The sequence below is a fragment of the Nocardiopsis chromatogenes YIM 90109 genome (assembly GCF_000341185.1).
Lineage (GTDB): Bacteria > Actinomycetota > Actinomycetes > Streptosporangiales > Streptosporangiaceae > Nocardiopsis_A > Nocardiopsis_A chromatogenes.
In genome coordinates this window covers 5869-20981 of the sequence record NZ_ANBH01000261.1, presented here as the reverse complement: position 1 = coordinate 20981, position 15113 = coordinate 5869, and the positions used below count along the sequence as shown (strand labels likewise).

The 15113-nt window shown below is 74.9% G+C and carries 10 protein-coding genes; 3 read left to right on the top strand and 7 right to left on the bottom strand.

Annotation, left to right across the window (positions count from 1 at the left end; genetic code table 11):
- From D476_RS0124170 to D476_RS0124160, 3 genes are all read right to left on the bottom strand, one after another.
- A partial coding sequence (locus D476_RS0124170; protein WP_017626495.1) for an FAD-binding oxidoreductase occupies positions 1-999 on the bottom strand: 999 nt, incomplete at its 3' end.
- A gap of 22 nt (positions 1000-1021) precedes the next feature.
- Positions 1022-1969, bottom strand: a complete 948-nt coding sequence (locus tag D476_RS0124165; RefSeq protein WP_017626494.1) for a decaprenyl-phosphate phosphoribosyltransferase — start codon at positions 1967-1969, stop codon at positions 1022-1024.
- Between the two features lie 7 nt (positions 1970-1976).
- Positions 1977-2909, bottom strand: a complete 933-nt coding sequence (locus D476_RS0124160) for a DUF3068 domain-containing protein (RefSeq protein WP_017626493.1) — start codon at positions 2907-2909, stop codon at positions 1977-1979.
- A gap of 140 nt (positions 2910-3049) precedes the next feature.
- On the opposite strand from D476_RS0124160, the gene D476_RS36650 reads away from it, so the two are divergent.
- Positions 3050-4480 (top strand): acyltransferase family protein, encoded by a 1431-nt coding sequence (locus D476_RS36650; protein ID WP_017626492.1) that lies wholly within the window; start codon positions 3050-3052, stop codon positions 4478-4480.
- Here the strand turns inward: D476_RS36650 and D476_RS0124150 are convergent.
- Positions 4366-6477: an ArnT family glycosyltransferase gene (locus D476_RS0124150; RefSeq protein ID WP_017626491.1), complete on the bottom strand. Its 2112-nt coding sequence runs from the start codon at positions 6475-6477 to the stop codon at positions 4366-4368. The genes D476_RS36650 and D476_RS0124150 overlap by 115 nt on opposite strands.
- Before the next feature lie 197 nt (positions 6478-6674).
- Between D476_RS0124150 and D476_RS0124145 the strand changes: the two genes are divergently transcribed.
- Positions 6675-7463 (top strand): class I SAM-dependent methyltransferase, encoded by a 789-nt coding sequence (locus D476_RS0124145; protein ID WP_017626490.1) that lies wholly within the window; start codon positions 6675-6677, stop codon positions 7461-7463.
- Positions 7460-8203 (top strand): class I SAM-dependent methyltransferase, encoded by a 744-nt coding sequence (locus D476_RS36645; protein WP_083939616.1) that lies wholly within the window; start codon positions 7460-7462, stop codon positions 8201-8203. The genes D476_RS0124145 and D476_RS36645 overlap by 4 nt, the downstream gene beginning before the upstream one ends.
- Here D476_RS36645 and D476_RS0124135 read toward each other — a convergent pair.
- Genes D476_RS0124135 through D476_RS0124125 form a run of 3 tightly spaced genes read right to left on the bottom strand, consistent with a single transcriptional unit; the run spans position 8117 to position 14993 of the window.
- Complete coding sequence (locus D476_RS0124135; RefSeq protein WP_017626488.1) at positions 8117-9253, bottom strand: DUF3068 domain-containing protein; 1137 nt, start codon at positions 9251-9253, stop codon at positions 8117-8119. The genes D476_RS36645 and D476_RS0124135 overlap by 87 nt on opposite strands.
- A complete protein-coding gene (locus D476_RS0124130; protein ID WP_017626487.1) occupies positions 9250-13659 on the bottom strand; it encodes an alpha-(1->3)-arabinofuranosyltransferase domain-containing protein in 4410 nt (1469 codons plus the stop codon). Before D476_RS0124130 ends, D476_RS0124135 begins: the two co-directional genes overlap by 4 nt.
- Positions 13656-14993, bottom strand: coding sequence for a glycosyltransferase family 4 protein (locus tag D476_RS0124125; RefSeq protein ID WP_017626486.1), 1338 nt, complete (start codon positions 14991-14993; stop codon positions 13656-13658). The genes D476_RS0124130 and D476_RS0124125 overlap by 4 nt, the downstream gene beginning before the upstream one ends.
- Between the last annotated feature and the right edge of the window lie 120 nt (positions 14994-15113).

Below are 15113 nucleotides of genomic sequence, written 5' to 3'. Positions count from 1 at the left end.
CTGCCCCAGCCCCGACGGCCCGTAGATCCGGTTCCAGTCCCGCACCGCGTCCAGCGGGTGGAAGAACGACCCCAACGGCTGGATCGCGTCCCTCCCCCTCTTGGGCGCCCTGGCGCAGTAGGCGGTGTTGAAGGCGCGGACGGACCAGGTGTTCAGCAGGCCGGACGGCACGCCCTTCGGGGCGGTGAACAGGGCCTGCGGGCTGAAGCGGAGCGGGTCCCGGCGCGCACGGGCCGGGAGCTCGTCGAGGCGGGCGTGGTGCCCCCGGGTCAGCACCCCCCTCCCCGTGGACGCCCCCCGCGCCAGCAGGTCCACCCAGCACACCGTGTAGTGGTACCGGTGGTCGGTGGCCGCCATCAGCTCCAGGGCCTCGTCCAGGTCACGCGTCCGGTCGGTGTCCACCCGCATCTTCGACGTCTCCACGGGCGGCACGTCGAACCGCGCCTCGGTGACGACGCCCGTCAGCCCCATCCCGCCGACCGTGGCCCAGAACAGGTCGGGGTCGCGGCCGGGTCCGCACACCCGCTCCGCGCCGTCCGGGGTGACCAGGGTCAGCTCCCGCACGTGCGCGCCGAAGGAGGAGTCCCGGTGGTGGTTCTTCCCGTGGATGTCGGCGGCGATCGCCCCGCCCACGGTCACCTGCCGGGTCCCCGGCGTCACCGGGAGGAACCGGCCGAGCGGGAGCAGGCGGGCCATCAGGTCGCTGAGGCGCGTCCCCGAGGCGGCGGTCACGGTGCCCTCGGCCGGGTCGAGCCGGAACCCCGGCGCCAGTTCCGCGCAGTCCAGGACCAGCCCGCCCGCGCTCTGCGCCGCGTCGCCGTAGGAGCGGCCGAGCCCGCGGGGGACGGCCCCCCGCCCCAGGCCCCGCCCCCTGCCCGGGCCGGGCGCCGCGCCGCGCAGGACGGCGGACACCTCCTCGGCCGTGCGCGGGCGCACCACGGTCGCCGCGGTGGGGGCGGTCCTGCCCCACCCGGTCAGCAGCCGGTGTCGGGTTCGCACGGGGCACCTCTCCTGCGGTCGTTCATCCGAGGTACACGCCCAGGCCGACCAGGGCCGCCAGGGACAGCAGGCACAGCTGCAGGGGCCGGTCGCGCAGCGCGATCTCCTCGGGCTCCTCACCCACCCCGCGGTCGACGAGCAGGTGGTAGCGGAGCACGAAGACGATGAACGGGACGATACTCGCCGCGTGGAACGCCGGGACGCCGCCCTGCCCCTGCCCGTCCAGCGCCCACAGGCAGTAGGTGACGATCATGGCGGCCGAGGCCATGGTGCGGATCTGCACCAGGTAGGAGCGCGTGTACCCGCGCAGCGCGGTGCGCCCGTCCCCGGCGTGCGGGTTGCGCAGCTCGGCCTCGCGCTTGCCGACCACCACCAGCAGCGCCGCCAGCGACACCACGATCAGGAACCAGCTGGTGAACGGCACGCCCACGGCCACGCCCCCGGCGAGCGCCCGCAGCACGTGGCACCCGGCCACGGCCACGATGTCGGCGATGGTGACGCGCTTGAGCAGGTAGGTGTAGGCGGTGGTCAGGACCAGGTACGCCACGATCACGGCGGGCAGCGCGTACCGCCCGGTGGCCGCGGCCGCCGCGCCCGCGGCCCCCAGGGAGGCGGCGACCGCCGCCGCGCCCGCGCCCACGGCGAGCGGCACCGGCACCGCACCGGAGGCGACGGGCCGGTGCCGCTTGCGCTCGTGTGCCCGGTCGGCCTCGGCGTCCCGGACGTCGTTGAGCAGGTAGGTCCCGCTGGCGGCCAGGCAGAACGCGGCGAAGGCCACCAGGGACCAGGCGAGCGGGCCGGGCTCGGTGAGCACCCCGGCCGCCCCCGGCGCCGCGAAGACCAGCAGGTTCTTCAGCCACTGCTTGGGGCGGCAGGCCCGCAGCAGCGCCCGCGCCGTGCCGGTGCGGGGCGCGGGCGCGTCCCGCCGCTCCGCCGCCCGCACCCGCTCGCCGGTCCCGGCCGCGTTCACGTCCGCGCTACCCGTGCCGGGCCGCGGCGCCCCGGTCGCCGCCCGTGAACCACAGCACGACGCCGACGCCGACCAGCACGGCCCCGGCCGCCAGGAGCACGAGCGGCAGCGTGGTGCGCAGCAGCGGGATCATCGTCACCGCCTGCTCGGCGTTCTCGATGTTGGCGTCGACCGTCTCGTCGGTCATCCGCATGTCGCCGTCGAACAGGACCAGCCGCTCCTCGCCGTCGACGAAGGCGCCGCGGTGCTGGTCCTCGGAGACCATGATGGGCGCGCCGCTGGTCGGCTCTATCCAGTAGGTGCGGGTGACGCTGTACATCTCGTCGGCCACCACGTCGCCGTCGCCGTCCATGCCCAGCAGCGACCGGGGCATCTCGCGCTCGCCGACCTTGGTGGGCTCGATCTCCTGGACGAACTTGTAGGTGGGCAGGCCCTCGATCTCCTCCTCGCCGGAGAACTCGATGGGCTCGGTCTCCTCGGCGGTGGCGTCGAAGAACGCGTAGTCCTTCTTCTCGGTGAGGAAGGGGAACTTGAACGCCTGGCCGGTCTGGGCGACCGGCTCCTCGTTCACCGAGGCGTCGCAGCAGTCCACCGCCTCGCCGGTGACGCGGTCGTGGCCGGCCCGCCGGGAGGAGGACTGGATGGCGAAGTCCCGGTCGATGTCCTCGATCCAGGTGAACTGGTCCCAGACCACGGTGTCGGCGTCGCTGGCGGCCACGTCCGCGCGCAGGGTGGTGTAGGCCTCGACCGTCGCGCCCTCGATCAGCTCCAGCTCCTCGGCGCTGAAGTAGGTGACGTTCTCCCCGCGGACGACTTTCTCGCTGTAGTAGTCCATCGGGGTTTTCATCACGGCGCTGGCCATCCAGAATCGCATGAGGGGGGCCAGCACCAGACTGAAGACCCCCAATGCGATGCAGACGGCGGCGACGGTGCGGCGCATGAGCCCTCCCGGGCGGAATGGGTCAGATCTGGAACTTGCTTCAGTTTCGGGTAGAGTACTCCCCAGTAGTGGCCAGCGTCACCAGGGCGTGTCCGAATGTTTATAACAGGTTCTAGTTTGATCCAGAACCGGGTGCGCCGGTGAGCGCGGCGGCGCCGCGGCAGGGCAGCGCCGTCCCCCGGTCCCCCCTCCTTCCGCAGGTCCGCGGGCACAACGCGCCGCTGGACGGGATCCGCGCGATCGCCGCCCTGATGGTGCTCGTCTTCCACGTCGCCGTGGAGACCGGTGCCGCGCTCGAACCCGGCGTGCGCGGAGCCCTGCTGTCCGCCGCCGAGCTGGCGGTCCCGCTCTTCTTCGCGCTGTCCGGGCTGCTGCTGTTCCGCCCGTGGGTGCGGGCCTGCCTGGACGGCACCCGCGGCCCCGACGTCCGCGTCTACCTGTGGAAGCGCGCGCTGCGCGTCCTCCCGGCCTACTGGCTGGTGGCCGTCGTCGCGCTGCTCATCTGGTCGCGCGACCAGCTCGACGCGGTGCGCCCCTGGGTCGAGGTCCTCACCCTGACCTTCACCTACAACACCGACCCCTGGTGGGTGGGCACCGGCCCCTACGGCCTGGGGCAGATGTGGAGCCTGTGCGTGGAGGTCAGCTTCTACGCGCTCCTCCCCCTGATCGCCCTCGTGCTCACCCGGTACGCGGCGCGCGGGAGCGACGCCGACCGGCGCGCGCGGCGGCTGCTCGTCGGCCTGGGCGCCCTGTCCGTCCTGGGGCTGCTGGCGTTCCTGCCGCAGTTCTATCCGGAGCCGCGCCCCTACATGAACGCGTGGCTGCCCCGGACGCTGGGCCTCTTCGCGGTCGGTATGGCCCTGGCGGTGCTGACCGAGTGGGCCTGGCGGGAGAGGGGCCCCGACGGCCCGGTGCGCCGCCTGTGCCGCACCCTGTACGCCAACGCCACACTGTGCTGGGCCCTGGCCGCGATCCTGTACGCCCTGAACTCCACCCCGGCCGGCGGCCCGCGCTTCGTGGGCACGGACGGCCTGTGGATCTCGGTGTTCGCGACGGTCACCGCCATGGGGTTCGCGTTCTTCATCATCGCCCCGGTGGCGGTCATGCCGGAGCCGGGCTCCGGCCCGCGCGCGCACCGGTGGCGCGACGGCGCCTGGCTGGAGACGGTGCTCTCGCACCCCCTCAGCCTCTTCCTGGGGAAGGTCTCCTACGGCATCTTCATCTGGCAGTTCGTGGTGCTCTACTCGTGGCGCTCGTTCACCGGCCAGGAGATCTTCACCGGCTCGTTCTGGCTGGACATGGTGCCGGTGACGGCGGGGACGGTGCTGCTGGCGGCCCTCACCCACCGGTACGTGGAGGAGCCGGCCCAGCGCCTGGCCGGGCGGGTGCGCCCGGCCGGGGCGCCCAAGCGCCCCAAGCCGAGCCTGACCGGGCGCCCGGCGGGGGCGCCGCGGCCTCAGTCACCGGAGTCCTCTTCGGAGTCCTCCCCGCCGGAGTCCTCCTCCGAGCCGTCCGCGTCCTCGGCGTCCTCCTCGGAGCCGTCCCCGGACTCCTCGTCCCCACCGTCCTGAGCACCCCACGGGTCCCCGCCGGTGACCGGCTCCAGCGGCCCGTAGGTCACCCAGGTCATGCACAGGGCGTTCTCCTCGGTGCCGAGCGACAGCTGCGCCCCGGCCCCGGACAGCGGCAGGTACCAGGTCCCGCCGTCGGGCGCCGCCGGAAGGGTGGTGGTCTCCCAGGTGTCGCCGATGACCGCGTGCAGCTGGGTGTCCTCCTCGGACTCGTAGCGCACGCCCAGCACCATGGACGGCCCGCCGAAGGTCTCGACGTCCCACATCGTCTGCCCGCCGAAGGTGACGATGCACTCCTCGTCCTCGGGCGGGCCGAAGACCGCGCTCTCGTCCGGGGAGGGGCGCGCCCCCACGAGGTACCCGGCGTCGTTGAACACCATGGCGGTGTCGGCGGGCCGCGGGTCGCGGATGCGGTCGGCCAGCCCGTCCGGCGCCAGCGGGCTGAGCACGTTCGAGCTGAGCCGCCGGTCGCCGTTCCAGGGCAGCACGATGTCCTGCGGCACGGGCCGCGGGTAGATCCCCGCGTCGGCCGGGACCCCCGTCATGGACGCGCGGACGGTGTCCAGGTACCACCGCACCCGGTCGCCGGTGAGGGTCTCGGCGAAGGAGTAGGTGGAGTAGCCGCCGACGCCGACGAACACCGCCGTGGCGGCCGCCGCGGCCAGCGCCGCCTGGCGCACCCGCGCGGGCGGCGCGCTCCTGCGGTACACGCCCCCGTTCCCGTCGGCCGCGGCCTCGGCCTCCTCCTTGGTCGGCAGGAACGCCAGGGCCAGCACGATGGCGAAGACGAGCGCCCCGTCGGCGACGTAGCGCGGGTCGTAGCCCACCATCTCCTCGTAGCGGCCGCGGGCGATGAGCGTGGGCAGCACGTCCACCACGACCAGGTACCCGGCCAGCAGCGCCCAGGCGCGCCAGGCCCGGTGCCGCAGCAGCAGGCTGACCGCGACCAGCAGGCCGATGGCCGTCCAGGCGGCCGCCACCACCCAGGCCTCGGGCTGCAGCAGCCCGCCCGCGGGCGTCACCGGCCCCCACTCCAGCGGCCCGCCCGCCGCACCGGCCGGGAAGGTCTCGCCGAGCAGCCGCCGCGCCATGGCCAGCGACGTGTCGCCGTCGGGCCTCCCGGCGCCCTCGCCGCCCGCGGTGTCCTGCAGCGACAGGTAGATGAGCCCGTGGCCCACGCTCAGCAGCGCCATGCCGACCCAGAAGGGCATGTCCCGGTCGAGGGTGCGCCAGAGCACCCCCGGCATGCGCCCCTGCACGACGAAGGCCGCGGCCACGGCGAACAGCAGCGGCGGCAGGAACAGGGCCTTGACCGAGAAGGCCATGCCGAGCACCACGGCCCCGGCCGCCATCCAGCCGAAGCGCGCCTCGCCGCTGCGCAGGTAGCGCACCGTCCACAGCAGGGCCAGCACGATGGCGAGCTGGAAGGGCACGGCGTTCAGCGCCGCCGACCACCAGGCGAGCACGGGGACGGTGAGCGGGGCGAAGAGGAAGGCGGCCAGCGGCGGCAGGATGCCCCAGCGGCGGCCGAAGAGCACCCACAGCAGCCGGAACAGGCCCGCGGCCGCCCCGGCCTGGAAGGCCAGCATGACCCCGGCGGTCAGCGGCCAGCTGTAGGGGGCGATGGCCGTCTGGATGTAGGCCAGGAGCTTGGCCCCCGGCATGAAGTGGCCCTTGTGCAGGTCGGTCAGGTACTGGACGGTGAGCCCGCCGCTGTCGGCGGCGCCGACGAACAGGAAGTCGTCCTCGATGAAGTAGGCCTCGCGCAGCACGGTGGCCTTGAGCACGAGGGAGACCACGACCAGGGCGCCGCCGACGAGGACGATGCGGTCGCGCAGCCCGTGGGACAGGGCCGCCGAGGCCCGCTGCGCGGCCGTCGGCCCGCCCGGGTCCGGGGCCGGATCCCGGGCCGCACCGCCGCCTCCGGCGGCGTTCCGCTCGTCGCCGTCCTCGCCTCGGGGCGCCCGCCCGTCGGGCGCGTCCTCGGTCGCACGCATGCCGCTCACTTCCCCGGCCCGGGGGCCGACCGGTTGACGTCACCGCGTAAGGGAGTGAAACAATACAACACGTTCCACCGCCTCTCATGATGATCATCCCTGGTACAGGGGCGATACCCGCAGGTAACCAGGGGCGGGAGAGAACAGGATCCACTAGGTCGGCGGGCCCCGCCGCACCGCGACGGAAGGACGCCCGCGTGAGCCTGGAGGAGGTCCGCCGGGACTGGACCCGGCTCGGCGCAGACGAGCCGCTGTGGGCGGTCTGCGTCGACCCCGGCAAGCGCGGCGGCCGGTGGGACGCCGAGGAGTTCCTGGCCACCGGCGAGGACGAGGTCGCCGCCGCGCTCGGCCGCCTGGAGGAGCTGGGCGCCGCCCCCTCCCCCGGCCGCGCCCTGGACTTCGGGTGCGGCGCCGGGCGCCTGTCCAACGCCCTGGCCCGCCGCTTCTCCTCGGTGGTGGGCGTGGACATCTCCGAGCCGATGCTCCGGCGCGCCCGCGAACTGGACCGCAGCGGCGGCCGCATCGAGTTCGTCCTGAACACCGGTCCCGACCTGCGGGCGCTGCCCGACGCCTCGGTGGACCTGGTCTACACCGACCTGGTGCTGCAGCACCTCCCGCCGGACGCCGCCGCGGCCTACCTGCGCGAGTTCGCCCGGGTGGCGCGCCCCGGGGCGGCGCTGGTGCTCGGCGTCCCCGACCGCGAGCGCCCCACCTTCAAGGGGCTGGTGTTCCGGTACGCGCCCTGGCCGCTGATCCGGCTCGCCCAGCGGGTGGTGCTGCGCTACCCGGCGCCGATGCGCATGCACACCTGGCCGGCCGAGCGGATCGCCGCCGAGCTGGAGGCCGGGGCCCACGCCGCCGGACGGCCCACACCGCGCATCCTCGCCTCGGACGAGTACTGGGGCGGGGACCACTGGCGGCACCTGAAGCACTTCATCACCGTGCCCTCCGATCCCTCCGCCCCCTCCGACGGGGAGGACGCGTGAGCGCGCCGCCCCCGTTCCGCGCCACCCTCGGGCGGTCGGTCGCCCTGTTCTCGGCGTTCCGCAAGGAGCAGACCGACCCCGGCCTGTTCTACGGCACGCTCGCCCGGGACACGGTCTCCCAGCTCCTCCGGTACACGCCGCTGGACGGGGCCGTGGTGGTCGACGTGGGCGGAGGGCCCGGCTACTTCGCCGACGAGCTGCGGGCGCAGGGCGCGCGCTGCGTGTGCGTGGACGCCGACGCCGGGGAGATGCGCCTGCGCGACGGCGAGCTCCCGGACACCGCCCTGATCGGGAGCGCTCTGGAGATGCCGCTGCGGACGGGCTCGGTGGACGTGTGCTTCTCGTCCAACGTGCTGGAGCACGTCCCCGACCCGCGCCGCATGGCCGACGAGATGGTGCGGGTGACCCGTCCGGGCGGGCTGGTGTACCTGTCGTACACCCTGTGGTTCTCCCCCTGGGGCGGCCACGAGACGTCCCCGTGGCACCTCCTGGGCGGCCGGTACGCGGCCGAGCGCTTCGCACGCAGGAACGGGCGCCGCCCCAAGAACGACTTCGGCCGGACCATGTTCGCGGTGTCGGCCACGGAGATGCTGCGGTGGCTGCGCGGCAAGGACGACGTGGAGGCCGTGGACGTCCTGCCGCGCTACCTCCCGTCATGGATGAAGCCCGTTGTGGCCGTTCCCGGTGTGCGTGAGGTCGTCACCTGGAACCTGCTGCTCGTGCTCCGCAAGCGCGGCTGAGCCGCCCGGCCCTCCGCCGTCGCCGTCGGCACCGCTGTCGGCACCGCCGTCGCCCTCCCGGTCCGCCCTGCGGGCGGACCGCAGCGCCAGCAGCGGGGCCGAGGCGAGCACCACGCCGCCCAGCGCCCCCAGGCCCATCGGCCCCCAGGTGTGCACCGCGCGCAGGGTGAGGCTCCGCCCGGCGGCGTCCTCGGCGAAGGCCGCGACCAGACCGGGGTCGGTCTCCAGGTCCGCCTCCAGGAACAGCCGCTCCCCGCGGCCGTCCTCGGTGCGCAGCGTCTCGCGGCGCGACTCCTCCGCCGACACCAGGCGCCCGGAGACCGGCTCGACCCAGTAGGTGCGCTCCAGCTCCAGCCAGCGGGACGCCTCGACGGTGCCCGAGCGCTCCAGGCCCAGCGCGCTCGCGGGCACCGGGCGCGCCGATCCCGGAACCTGGGTGGGCGGGACCGTCTGCGTGTACCGGCGCACCGGCACCCCGGCCACCTCGTCCTCGCCCTGGTAGCGCATGGCCGGGGCGGAGCGCACATCGGCGTCGTAGAGCGGCCGGTCCCCCGTGTCCGCCCCGGCGGGCCAGTGCAGCACCAGCCCGGCCTGGCGCACCGCCCGGTCGCCGTCCACGTACTCGCCGCAGCAGTTCACCGCCCGGCCGGTGGTCCGGTCGACCACCACCCGCCGGTCCATGTGGCCGATCATCGCCGAGCCGCTGGCGGTGTCCACCGACACCTCCCAGGTGGCCCAGTCCTCGTTGCCCGCCGCGACCCCGCCGGAGATCTCGGTGGTGCGCACCACCTCCCGGCCCTCCTGGGTGGTCCAGGTGGAGGTGTCCAGGTAGTCGGCCTCCGGGTCGGTCATCCGCAGGGTCAGGTCGGTGCGCGGCTCGACCACCGCGAGCCGTTCGTAGACGTAGAACCGCAGCATCAGCGCCGACGTCAGCAGGAAGACGCCGAGCGCGACCGCGATCACCGCCCCCTGGCGCGCCAGGACGGCCCCGGTGCGCCGCCGCGTCCGGCCGCCGCGGCCGCGCCGCGGCGGCGCCGGGTAGCGCATCATGCCCGCACCTCCTGGACCTCGCGGCCGCGGTCCGCACCGTCCCCGGCCCCTTCGCCGGCCGGGCGCCGCACCGCCGCGGCCCCGGGGCCCACGTCGCCGCCGCCGGGCTCCATGCCGGAGGTACGCGGGGCCTCGCCCAGCGCCAGCACCAGGCGGGCCAGCGCGGGCAGGCACAGCAGTTGGGCCGCCCACCCGCGCAGCGGCTCGCTGAGCAGGCCGCTGAGGTCGTGGAACGGCAGGTACATGGCCAGGTAGGTCCCGGCGGCCGTGCTCACCCCGGCCGCGGTGAGGAACGCCAGGATGGTCCACGGCCCGGCGGTCCACCGCAGCAGCGCGCCGCCGAGGGTCGGGCGGCCGGGCTTGGCGTGCCTGAGGTTCTTCGACGGCGCGCGGCCCAGCCACCACACCGCCAGCAGGACACCGCCCATGACCGCGGCTCCGGCGGCCCCGGCCACCCAGGCCCCGTACAGCGGGCCGAGCAGGGCCAGGGGCGCGCGCGGGATGCGCGCGGGGGGCGCGTCGGGCAGCAGGGATGAGGGCGGCGCGGTGCGGGCGCGGCGCCTCAGGCGCGCGGGCACCGGGACGCTCCCCTTGAGGGCGAGCACGCCGACCAGCAGGGCCAGCGCCGCCCCGATGCCCAGGGCCGCGTGGTAGGGCGCGTCGGGCGCGTAGGTCATGGTGACGGTGCCGGAGGTGCCCGCGGGCAGCTTCCACGCCTGTTTCCAGCCGTCCAGCCGGACCGGCTCCAGGGGCGTGCCGCCGTCCTGGCCGAGGGCCGCCTCCCAGCCCTCGTTGAAGTTCTCGTTGACCACCAGGTAGCTGTCCTCGTCGACGGCGACGTCGACGCTGCGCTCGCTGCGCCCCCAGCCGTTGACGGCGGACACCCCGGCGGTCTCGACCTCGTCCCGGTCGCCGCCGCCGTCCGGCCCCACCAGCACCGACCGCACCCGGTACTGGCGGCCGGGCTCCACCCGCACGGTGGCCGATCCCTCGTCCAGAACGACCTCATCGCAGCTCTCGAAGCCCAGCGGGCGCCCGGCCAGCTTGTCCTCCAGCGTCCCGGAGGAGATGCGGGTGTCCACCCGCTCGCCGTTCACCCGCAGCACCGGGCCGAGCCCGCAGGAGGTGCGGGCCGAACCGCCCTCGACGGGCTCCAGGGGCTCGGTGTCGGGCAGGGCGATGCGCGCGACCTCCAGCGGCTGGCCCTCCGGCGGCTCGAAGGACAGGGTGAGCTCGTCGGCCCGCACCGGGTCGAAGCCCACCCACCCGTCGCCGTCCAGCCAGGCCTCGCGGACGGTGGTGCCGGTGTCGACGGTCATGCGGACCGGGCGGGCGACGGCGTCGGGCCGGGGGAACTCCACCTTCAGCCCGCCGATCTCCCGCTCGCGGCCCAGGTCGACCTCCAGGGAGGGGGCCGCCTCCTGCGGGTCGGGGTACCAGACGGTGGCGTCGTCGCCGTCGAAGGCGTTGCGGCCGATGGCGGCCGGGTGCCCCACCGAGGTGGAGGAGGAGGTCACCTTGGGGTACCCGCCTGCGCGGTTGGCGGCGTTCTCCAGGTCGCGCGGGTCGACGGCGACCACCCGGCCGGTGATGGTGTTCGGCCGCCCGGCGGCCGCGGCCCCCACATCGAAGGTGCGGCTCATGGCCACGGCGTCCTCGCCCTGCACCTCCAGGCCGGGGTTGCACACCCACGCCCGGGAGCCCTCCATGCAGCCGGGGACGGTGCCGGTGGAGCCGGTGAAGAAGAACGACCCCGCGCCGCCCTCGGGGACCGGCACCGCCAGCGACCGGGACGCCTCCAGGCCCGGGATCTCGATGGAGGTGATGCCCACGCGGGTGCCGAAGCGGTATTCGGGCTCATAGGCGAGGTCGTCCACGCGGATGCGCAGCCGCTCGGTCTCGCCCTCGGGCGCGGTGAACTCCTGGGGCCGGTCGTCGTCGGCCACGGCGGCGGTGGCGCGGCCCGCGTCGGTGACGATGCCGATGCGCGAGGGGGGCGGCTCCCCGGCGAGCCGCTCGAAGGCGATGGTGAAGGTGCCGACCTCGCGCGGCTCCTCGAACTCGATCTCCAGCCACTGCCCCTCGGCGCCGGTGAAGGAGCTGGAGCGCCACGAGGTGCCGGGGGCCTCGTCCAGGGCGGCGAAGGGGCTGCGCCCCGGGTCGCGGGTGCCGGGGCTGGCGTCCGCCCCGGCCTCGGTGGAGGAGGCGGTGACGGCGGCGATGCCGGAGTCCTCGGCGACCGCGGTGTAGCCGTCCCAGGCCGGGTCGGCGATGTCCGGGGCGGGGGCGTCCCGCTCGTACTCCTCGTCGGCGGTCAGAGTGGCGCTGATGTTGCGCCGCACGTCGGAGTAGACGATCTCGCGGCGGCGCGCCGAGTCGGCCGCGACGGTGTCCTGCGGGGCGATGTCCTCGGCGCCCGGGTCGTCGCCGATGACCACCGGCCGGTCGCCGGGGAGGGCCCCCTGCTCGGCCAGGGCCAGCAGCGACTCGGGGCCGCCGGTGACCCGCATGGTCCCGTCGGCGGGCACCGTGCCGACGGTGGGGGCGGCGCCGCGCACCTCGTAGATCTCCAGCGCCTGGTAGGGCTGGTCGTACCAGCGGGAGGCGGGCACCGCCCCGTCCTCGCCGACGGTCGGGCCGAAGGCGGCGCGCCGCACGATCCCCGGGGAGTCCTGCAGGGCCTGGTGCACGCGCGCGGGCCACCCCCCGTTGTTGCCGCTGCGCTGGAGGTCGTTGCGGACGAGGAGGTGGGTGACCCCCATCCGGGCGAGCGCCTGGGCCAGCCCCTCCGACCCCCGCCCCGAGGAGATGCGCTGGTCGATCTCCTGGGTGAGCCGGGAGACCCCGGCCGAGCCCCAGGGGATGATCTGCTGGTTGGTCCACGCGCTGTCCAGGAGCGGCTGCATGGGCTCGTCCATGGGGCGGCCCCACTGGTACTCGCCGCGCGCGGAGCCGGGCACCGCCATGGTCATGCCGCCGGTGGAGTGCTCGTCGATCCACCGGGTGGCGTCGTACCAGTAGGCGGGGATGCGCTCGAATCCGCCGGGGGTGGCGATGCCGACCGTGGCGATCGGGGTGAGGGTCGCGGCGAACGCCACCGCGCAGGCGCCCGCGGTGGCCCGGTAGGCGGTGCCCGGGGGCAGCGCGAGCGCACGCAGCAGGCCGCCGCGGCGGGCCGCGGCGTCGGCGCCGATGGCCACCGGGAGCTGCGCCAGGCCCATGACCATCGGGAACCGGATCAGCGCGTCGAACTTGTGGATGTTGCGGAAGGGCGCCAGCACGCCGTCGAGCAGCCCTTGCACGGTCGGCCCCAGCGGCCCGGCGAGCTGCCCGCTGTACCCGGCCACCACGATCGCGGTCCCGGCCAGCACCGAGGTGAGCAGGAAGAGCCGCTCGGGGGTGCGCCGCCAGATCAGCCCGGCCAGGCCCAGCCCGGCCACCACCGCCGTGGCGGCCACCAGCCACGGCTCGGTGGACAGCTCGGCCCCGGCGGGCAGCGCCGGGCGCCCGGCCGAGGAGGGGACGTAGCCCATCCAGTTGGAGGCGCCGCGCAGCGCGTTGGTGAGCGAGGTGATGCCGGTGGTGGTCGCCGCGTCCTCGGTGTAGGGCATGAAGGACCACACGTAGCGGCCCATGATCAGCAGCGGCACCAGCCACCAGAAGGACACGCAGAACAGCGCCGCCAGCCACCACAGGAGCAGGCGCCGCTTGCGCGGCCCGGGGGCCCGGGTGATCAGGTAGAGCAGCGGGACGACGAGGACGGCCAGCTCGGAGGCGGCGTTGGTGCCGCCGCACAGCAGGAACGCCAGCGCCGAGAGCATGGCCGCGCGCATGGGCGGGGTCCCGCGCCTGCTCCCGTGGACCAGTGGGAGCAGGATCCACGGGAGCAGCAGCATCGGCTGCAGCTCGGCGGAGTTGTAGGAGACGAGGGTGAGCACCCGGGGGGCCAGGGCGTAGGCGATCCCGGCCGTGATGCGCGTGTTCAGGGTGCCGATGCCCAGCGCCTCGGCGACCTTGACGGTGCCCAGGAACGCGGCGCACAGCAGCACCGCCATCCACGTGCGCTGGACCATCCACTCGGGCATGTCCAGCGCGATGAGCAGGGCGTGGAAGGGGCCGTTGGGGAAGAAGTAGCCGTAGGCCTGGTTCTGCAGCTGCCCGAAGTAGGAGGGGTCCCACAGGTAGAGCGCGCGCTCCAGGAACCCGGCGGGGTTGATCGTGAGGTCGATCTTGGTGTCGCCGACGATGAGCGGCGGGTCCAGGCTGAGGGCGGCCCCGGTCAGCAGCAGGCACACCGCCAGCAGCTTGAGCCTGCGGACCAGGGCACCGTCGGTGCCCGCCGTGCGGCCCCGTGCCGCGGCCCCGTGTGCCGCGGGCCCGTCCGCCTTGCCGTCGGTGAAGGTCACGTGCCTGCCTCTGTGCCTGCCTGTCGCACTGTGCCTGTCGGCCGCACTGCGCCGTCGATCTCCTCCGCGATGAGCCGGGCCATCGCGGCGCCGCTGTGCTGCCAGGTGAAGCGGGCGGCCCACTCCCGGCAGGCCCGGCGCACCTGCGCGGCCCGCTCCGGGTCGCTCAGCTCGGCCAGGGCCTTGCCGACGACCTGGGCCAGGTCCTCGCCCTCGCGCACGAGCCACCCGGTCTCGCCGTCGCGCACCGAGTCGCGCAGGCCGTCGACATCGTAGGCCACCGTGGGAACGCCGAGGGCCGCCGCCTCGATCACGGTCAGCCCCCACCCCTCGAACTCCGAGGCGGTGACGTGCAGCAGGGCCCCGGCCAGCACCGCGTTCTTGTCGTCCTCGGGCAGGAAGCCGTGCAGGCGCACGGCGTCGTGCAGGCCCTCGCGGGCGATGCGCTCGGCGATGGGGTCGGCCTCGGGGCCCCGGCCGACGATGTGCACCCGCAGGCCGGGGTGCTCCTCGCGCAGGGCGAGGGCGGCGTCGACGATGCGGGCGACACGCTTCTGCACCACCAGGCGCCCGACGCTGACCAGGGCGGGGGCGCCCATGTCCGCGGCGGGGTGGCCGGGGGCGCGGGCGTGGGCCCCGNCCAGCGGCGGCCGGCCGTTGTGCACGATGGTGATGGGGGCGCGCCAGCCCAGCTTCTCGCGCATGGCGCGGCGGGAGGACTCCGAGACGGTGACGGTGGTGCAGCGCCGGTACACCAGCGAGGCGACCTTCGACTCGATGAACCGGCCCAGCCAGGCCACGGGGCGGCTGAAGTAGGCGTTGAACTGCAGGTCGTGCACGTGGTGGACGACGCTGACCACCCGGGTGCGGCGGGGCAGCACCAGGCGGGAGAAGAACGGGACGCCGTTCATGCAGTCCAGGGCGGCGTGGAACTCCCGGCGCCAGAGCAGCAGCCACAGCAGCACCAGCGGGTAGACGGTGAAGGTCCCGCCCATGCGCCGGACGACCACGCCGTCGCGGGTCTCCACGCGCGGCTGCTGCGGCTCGCGGCTGGTGAGGAAGGTGACCACGGCGCCGCGGCCGACCAGGTGGCGGCTGATCCGCCAGGCGTACTCCTCGGCCCCTCCGGCCGTGGACTGCCAGGGGCAGCGCCAGTTGATCACCACCAGGCGGCGGCCGTCCAGGCGGGGGCCGAGCCCGGCCTCGTCGTCGGTGTCGCCGCCGTCCGGCCCCGGGGCCGCGGCCGGCTCCGGCACGGGCTCGGGGGCCATGGTCACCGGCGGGCCGTAGGAGGCGTCGGGGACGAGGGGGGTGTACGGGTCAGGGTGAACCACATGCTCTCCTGTTCCGCCCGCTCCCCCCGACGAAAGCTCGTTCACCGACCGCTACACGCCGGTCACCTGGGGTAGGGGGTCGAAGGGTCGGAAGGGGAGATGGGAGCACGGTGCGGGAAC